7 protein-coding genes and 1 pseudogene are annotated in these 6,614 nt (G+C 59.0%); 5 read left to right on the top strand and 3 right to left on the bottom strand.

What is annotated here, in order from left to right:
* Positions 1-841: 841 nt before the first annotated feature.
* Together AB1451_16710 and AB1451_16705 are read right to left on the bottom strand one after the other, a co-directional pair.
* Positions 842-1,432: a LysR family transcriptional regulator gene (locus AB1451_16710; GenBank protein ID MEW6684535.1), complete on the bottom strand. Its 591-nt coding sequence runs from the start codon at positions 1,430-1,432 to the stop codon at positions 842-844.
* 208 nt (positions 1,433-1,640) lie between these two features.
* The gene (locus AB1451_16705; GenBank protein MEW6684534.1) at positions 1,641-2,261 is read right to left on the bottom strand and encodes a TetR/AcrR family transcriptional regulator; all 621 of its coding nucleotides are present in this window, start codon (positions 2,259-2,261) and stop codon (positions 1,641-1,643) included.
* A gap of 256 nt (positions 2,262-2,517) precedes the next feature.
* On the opposite strand from AB1451_16705, the gene AB1451_16700 reads away from it, so the two are divergent.
* The gene (locus AB1451_16700; GenBank protein ID MEW6684533.1) at positions 2,518-3,024 is read left to right on the top strand and encodes a DUF1993 domain-containing protein; all 507 of its coding nucleotides are present in this window, start codon (positions 2,518-2,520) and stop codon (positions 3,022-3,024) included.
* Between the two features lie 33 nt (positions 3,025-3,057).
* Entirely contained in the window at positions 3,058-4,104 is a 1,047-nt protein-coding gene (locus AB1451_16695; protein ID MEW6684532.1) for a pyridoxamine 5'-phosphate oxidase family protein, read from the top strand.
* A 203-nt stretch (positions 4,105-4,307) separates the two neighbouring features.
* Here AB1451_16695 and AB1451_16690 read toward each other — a convergent pair.
* Positions 4,308-4,385: pseudogene (locus AB1451_16690) on the bottom strand (hypothetical protein).
* Between the two features lie 146 nt (positions 4,386-4,531).
* Here AB1451_16690 and AB1451_16685 point away from each other — a divergent pair.
* From AB1451_16685 to AB1451_16675, 3 genes are all read left to right on the top strand, one after another.
* Positions 4,532-4,918 (top strand): nucleotidyl transferase AbiEii/AbiGii toxin family protein, encoded by a 387-nt coding sequence (locus AB1451_16685; protein ID MEW6684531.1) that lies wholly within the window; start codon positions 4,532-4,534, stop codon positions 4,916-4,918.
* A 522-nt stretch (positions 4,919-5,440) separates the two neighbouring features.
* Positions 5,441-5,827 (top strand): type II toxin-antitoxin system RelE/ParE family toxin, encoded by a 387-nt coding sequence (locus tag AB1451_16680; protein MEW6684530.1) that lies wholly within the window; start codon positions 5,441-5,443, stop codon positions 5,825-5,827.
* Positions 5,799-6,137 (top strand): helix-turn-helix transcriptional regulator, encoded by a 339-nt coding sequence (locus tag AB1451_16675; protein ID MEW6684529.1) that lies wholly within the window; start codon positions 5,799-5,801, stop codon positions 6,135-6,137. Before AB1451_16680 ends, AB1451_16675 begins: the two co-directional genes overlap by 29 nt.
* The last annotated feature ends 477 nt before the right edge of the window (positions 6,138-6,614 follow it).

The raw sequence follows: 6,614 nt of genomic DNA, 5'->3' as shown, positions 1-6,614 counted from the left end.
AAAACTTAAGACTTTTGCAACGCGCTGAAGGCATTTTTGTTCTGAAAACTGCGCCTCGCCGCAGGTGTTTTAGAATTTACCGCGTTCCTTAAGCCGGTTTTCTGTTCGTCTGCTCCCCAATACCGAAATTGCTCGCTGAAATCGGAGTGAGATAAACGAACGAGACCATCACGAAAACTCTAGCTCTCACACTGAGTTGTACAAAAGCTGTGAGAGTTTACGTACCTTTGTTGGAATAAAGCCCACTTGGCTCGGTCAACACCGCCAATCGTTGCCCGGTTACGTTATGTTCGCAGTGTTGTCGTTCACCGCGGCCATGAGTTGGTCGCTTCCAGGGCCCCTGTTGAGTGAGTGCAGCGCGAATTCGGAGTGTTACAAGAGCCCGGCAGGGGTATGCATCGGAAGTTGTGAAGGAGCCGTATCGGAGCGCGGTCCGTCAGGATCGAACCCGTGGATGCATGCGGCCGCGCGCGTCGGAGGAGCGGCGGGAAAGCGTCGGGGCAGCGTCTGACAGCGGGGCTCTGTCACCTTGGCCGGTCGATCGCTCCGACAGATCCCCCACCAGCTTCGAGCGGTAGGCCGATAGTCGCGAGCCGAAGAACTGCAGCCCCGCACTTATCCTTGCGGAGTTCCTCAGATCCGGGTGCGTGAGCACCCACATCTGCACGTCAGTTTCCTGGTACGTGCCTGGAAGCCGTTCCAACGCGGGGTGGCCGTCTGCGATGAAGCAGGGCAGCGCACCGCAGCCTACGCCGCGAGCAACCACCGCGAGAACTGCGCTGATCGAATCGAAGCGAAGCTTCACGCGCTCGTCCGGGACGTTGTCCGATGTCCAGCGCGCCTACCGGTGCTGCTCGAGCGCGCCGTGGTATCCGACCCACTCGTAGGCGGCGAGCGGCATACCGCGACCGTTGGCGTCGAGATAGGCGGTCGACGCATAGGCCGCCGCATTGACATGCCCCACGCTCCGACCGACGAGGTGATCGGGCGGCGCACTTGTCGCGCGGATCACGATGTCGGCATCCCGGCGAGAAAGATCGACCTGTCGGTTACTCAGCGCTACATCCAGATTGACGTCGGGATACAGGGCGCGGAACTCTTCGACGTGATCCGCCAGGACATGGATCATCAAGGCTTCGCTAGTGGCGAGCCGCATGCTCCCCTGCAAACGCACGTCCGCTCCGAGCACGCGACGCTCGACGACAAGAGCTTCCAGCTCCATGCGTGAGGCTGCTGCCGTGAGCTCCTCGCCCGCGTCGGTCAGTCGATAGCCGGTTCGGAGCCGCTCGAAGAGCCTCACTCCCATGCTCGTCTCCAGTGCCTCCAGCCGGCGATACACGCTGGACGCGTTGACGCCGAGCACACGGGCGGCCGAATTGAGGCCCCGAGCGCGCGAGAGCGCGAGCACGAAGCGGAGATCGTCCCAATTCATGTGACTCGATCACCGAGGTCGGACCCCGCCACGCACCGCGTACGGAACCGAATCTTGCGGCAGGGAAACCTTCGCGCCGGGCGGGGCGTAGGGGGGATACGACCGTCCACGTCCAAGATGGTAACAGAACGGGAGTTTAGAGTAAACCGATCATCTAAGTTGCCGCCCGCGGTCAGGAAGCGATCCGCTATCCCGCCACTGCGTCGAGTCAGCCGCGCGGCCGGCGACGGACGCTGCCTCGTCGCCGTGGCGCGTTCGTTCCGAACCGGCGCCCGAGTTCGTCCCTGCCCACGCGCAGGATGCGCGCAGAAAGGCGCGCATCGTCCACCACCCGGGACATTGTCACGACGCCGATCATCCCCGTGAGGATCGCGATGGCTTCGTCGCGCGCCTCACGCCTGGATTTCGTGGGCAGCCATTGCGCGATCTCGTCGATCAGTTCCTGGAAGCCGTTCGCGGCCCCGCGCCGCGTGGCCGCGTCCGCTCTCACCAACTCGCTGCCCATCGCCACCAACGGACAACCGCCGCTCCGATCATCCCGATAGGCTGGCGTGAGGCAGGACTGGAGGTGCTTGACGAACCCCTCACGGCCGCCTTCCGAAGCGCTCCGGTAGGACCTGACCATGTCGTCCAGGCCGACCGAGCAGGCCTCTGCGACGAGCTGATCCTTCGAGCCGAAGTGACGGTAGAAGCCGCCGTGAGTCAAACCGGCGGCGGCCATGATCTCCGCGACGCCCGTGGCCGCAATGCCTTTTCTGCGAAACGTCTTCGCGGCAAGATCGACGATGCGTCTGCGGGTCTCCGCAGTCTCTGTCTTCGACTTCCTCATGCACCTGCTCCTCGAGACGATGGATCGCTGGATGATAACAGCATTGCTCCGGGCGGTCACCTGTGGAGCGCGTGTCGAGACGGTGAGTGGGTAGACCCGCCCCCGCAGAGCTCCGCTGGGGCCCGAACATTGCGTTAACGCAAACCCGGATTGCGCGATCGTAGGCTTCCGCCGCGACTCGAAGCGAAGTAAGTTGACCGCATCGCCTCGTCGCAGGAGCGAGGTTTCGCACAACTCAAGTCAACTGGAGGTCACGATGTCCCTGGGAATGTATCAAACCACTATTCCGCCAGCGATTCGGGCGCTCACGACCTTGCGGCATCTGCTTGGCAAGGCTGCTGCACATTGCGAGGCGCGCAGGATCGATCCCTCCGCCTTCATAGGCTTTCGGTTCTTTCCGGACATGCTGCCGTTCGCATCGCAGGTTCGCATCGCCACCGACATGCCCCGGCTTTGCGTCTGGCGCTTGTCCGGTGCCGAGCCCCCCAAGTTCTCGGACGACGAAGCGACGTTTGCGGAGCTCGACGGCCGGGTTGAGACGACGTTGGCCTTCCTGTCCGCAGCTCAGCCCTCGCAGATCGATGGCACCGAGGACAGACCGATCACCTTCAAGACGGCGCGCGGGGAGGTCACCCTCAAGGGGATCGACTACGTCCAGCGCTTCGTCTTGCCGAACGTCTTTTTCCACACCACGACGACCTACACGATGCTGCGGCACAACGGCGTGGAGATCGGCAAGGCGGATTATCTGGGAGAGCTCTGAAACACGCGCAGCCGGCAGTCAGGAGGGTACACGATGGACACCGATGATCGATTGAGCAGCGAGGTTTTCCACCCTGGAGAGGCCGCGATCCAGCATCGCTTGGGCGTTCGAGAGCAGATCGAGGATCTGGGCAGGCGTGTGGTTCGAGACTACATGCCTGACCAGCACCGCACCTTCTTCGCGCAGTTGCCGTTCATCCTGATCGGAGCCTTGGATTCGACCCGACAGCCTTGGGCCACTGTTCTGGCCGGCCCTGCCGGCTTCGTTCAGTCGCCGGATCCGAGAACTCTGGTCATCGACGCGCACCCGGACGCCACGGATCCGCTTGCTGGTGCGCTGGTGCCCGGCGCATCGGTCGGGCTGCTCGGCATAGAGCCTCATACGCGTCGTCGCAATCGCATGAACGGCATCATTCAAGAGGCTTCTGGGTCCGGTCTGCAGGTCGCAGTGTCCCAGAGCTTCGGCAACTGTCCCAAGTACATCCAGGCCCGAAAGCCCGAGTACGTGGAAGTATCCCCTGGCGAAGCGCAGATTCGACGGGGCGCTACGCTTGACGTCGAGCAGCAGGCGCGCATCCGCCAAGCCGACACGTTCTATATCGCGTCGGCCCATCCGAGCTCAGAGGCGAATTCCGCGCGTTACGAGGGAGTCGATGTGTCCCACCGCGGCGGGAAGCGCAGATTCATTCGGGTCGATGCTGATGGTTCGCGACTGACCATTCCAGACTTCATCGGAAACTTTCTCTTCAATACGCTCGGCAACCTGCAGTTGAATCCGAGGTGCGGACTGTTGTTCATCGATTTTTCATCCGGAGGGCTGCTCCATGTGGCCGGGCGCGGAGTCGTCATCTGGGACGGGCCTCAGGTCACCGCATTCGAGGGAGCTCAGCGCCTGGTCCAGTTCGAGATCGAAGGCTGGCAATGGGTCGATGGTGTGTTGCCGTTGCGATGGGGCCCGGAGGAACTGTCCCCTTTCCTCGAGAAGACCGGCGAGTGGACCGCGGACGACCCGCCGCGATCGACCGCGTCAGCGACCTGCGTTCTGCCGTCTGCAACCACCTGTCGGCCATCGCGTGCTTGAATGCGAATGGACCGCTGGACGTTCACGGAGACGGGGTGGGGGTGGGTGCTGATAGACGGGCAAGGCCGTTTGAACTTCTTATCCGCGCGGCTGCCAGTTCCTGACGTTTTCGACTGTCCAGGTCTGCCGTCGGATCGTCGCTCGCCCTTGCGCTCGCCGATCTCGATGCGGCCGTCATGCGCGGCCACGATCTGTCGCGCGATGGCGAGGCCGAGCCCGGTCCCCGCGCTCTTGGTGGTGAAGAACGGCTCGAAGACGCGCGCTCGGTCGGCGGCAGGAATGCCCGGCCCGGAATCGGCATCGAGTTGACGGTGGTAGCGGCCAGCGAGATCTCGCCGCCGGCCGGCGTCGCCTCGGCTGCATTGGTCAGCAGGTCGACGAGCACCTGCGTAAGGAGACTTTCAATTTAGACGGATACACTATCTCTGTGTATTCTCGTCTTGTTTTCGTTTATGAAAAGTTACGTGCCCTTTGTCAGCAGATGGAAGAATATAAGCAGATCATTCCCACTATACATAGGAGACCACGGCCACGGGATTTTTTTGATGTCTATTCGGTTCTTAGGGATTCAACTATATCTGTAGATATCTACGCGAAAGAGAACTTGGACATTCTTCGATATGTATTCGCCGCGAAGAGAGTTCCACTGCAATTTCTGAAAAATCTTGAGAATGAGAGAGAGTTTCACCGACAAGGATTTGATGCTGTGCGAGATACTGTGAATGCGGGAGCCAACTTGCAGCCATTTGATTTCTACTTTGACTATGTTTTAGGAAAAGTTAGAGATATCATCCCCCTGTTAGCGATAGACTAACAGCCTGTGCTTCAGGAAAAATATCTTTTGGGTAGAATAAGGACCAACAGGAGGGAAGCTGCGATAAAACCTAACAAGCTTTCCTTCCTCCCGTGGTAACAGCATTTCAATTCCCCTTCTGTTATTTCCGTTTTCACTTTCGGCACCGGCACAATTCCGCTAGAGTGCCCTCTTCGGCGGCCTTTCGCGTTGGTTTGGTCCTGGATTAATTCCGGTTCTGGCTCTTTACGGAAATTCTGTTGACCGCGAACGGCTGAAACACCCTATTCAAGGCAAAATTGGCAGCAATATGACCTTCCTTATTGCGGGATATTTCACCGTCCCTCTCGTTAGCCCATAAAGCGAACGTAGTGAGCGAACTATCTTCACGGCTTCCGTCCGGTAACGATGCTCTTGTAAGCAAAGGTCGGCTTTACCTCGATGTCGGTGAACCCTGCTGTTATGCACCCCACGCGCGCCTCAGCGTTGACCCTGCGGGAATTAAGCGTATAGTAAATTTTCTATATTGTTGTGGATAAACTCTTGCCTCGTTTTGCCCCGCCGGTGTTACGCCCGGTCGTTTGGCTGGGGGACACGAAAAGGAACGTCCGGGCATTTCCTGAAGGCGCACAGAAACTGATCGGCGACGAGCTACAGCTGCTCCAGTTCGGCGGAATGCCCACCGATGCCAAGCCGTTCAAGGACGTAGGCAGTGGGGTGGTGGAACTCGCCATCCGCTATGACACCGACGCGTACCGCACGGTCGTGGCGCTGCAACTGGGGAAGAACCTCTATGCACTGCATGCGTTCCAGAAGAAGTCCAAAACGGGCATCAAAACCTCACGGCAGGATGTGGAAGTGATTAAACGGCGCTACCGGGAAGCACAGGAGCTGGCAAAGCATGAACAAAAAGAAGCCGAAGGACATTGAATTTGAGGAAGGCTCCGGCAATGTCTTTGCCGATCTCGGGCTAAAGGATGCGGACGAACTGTTCACGCGGGCACAGATCGGCTTCCATGTGTATGAACTTCTCAAAGCCAAAAAGCTCAAGCAACGGGAGATGGCCACGCTGCTGGGGATCGCCCAGCCGGACGTTTCCCATCTCATGAACGGCCATTATAGCCGCTTCACCACGGATAAGCTGCTCGATTTTCTCAAACGGCTGGATCGGAAAGTCACAATCAGCATTAGCCCGCACAAGCGCGGGGAGCCGTATCAGGCCGTGGAGTTTGCGCCTTAACGGGGATGGAGAAGGGTATCAGCGAGCGAGGATAAAGAGGAGATTGTCGCCACTGCGACGGCGTCATGGAGCGCCTGTTTCTGGGGAGTCAAAACATTATGTCCTAAATTATTTCCAGCGATGAGTGCCCCCTGCCCCATACCAAACTCCCTTCCTAGACCCATTACTCAGGACATAAGGGTATCTTATGTCCCGCCCCTGGGTAGCACGACGCGTGGCACAGGAAAAGGAGAAAGAAGCATGGGGGCAGCGCCGAGGCTCCCTTTTTTTGGGAACGGCTAATCTCCAGACGTCTAGAAATTCTTAAGATACTGTTGGCTTACTCGTAAGATAGCGAAGATACAGAAGATTGGACTGCACCCCTTGAATGAGACCAGAAGTTAAGCACACTGCGGTGGTCAGAGGGGTGAGCATAATGGCACTCAAACGGCGGAAATTTACCCGGGAGTTGAAGCTGCAAGTGGTGCGTGAGGTCGA

Source organism: Nitrospirota bacterium (genome assembly GCA_040757335.1).
In the GTDB taxonomy this organism is placed as follows: Bacteria; Nitrospirota; Nitrospiria; order 2-01-FULL-66-17; family 2-01-FULL-66-17; genus JBFLXB01.
This window is presented reverse-complemented; position numbering and strand designations above follow the sequence as displayed.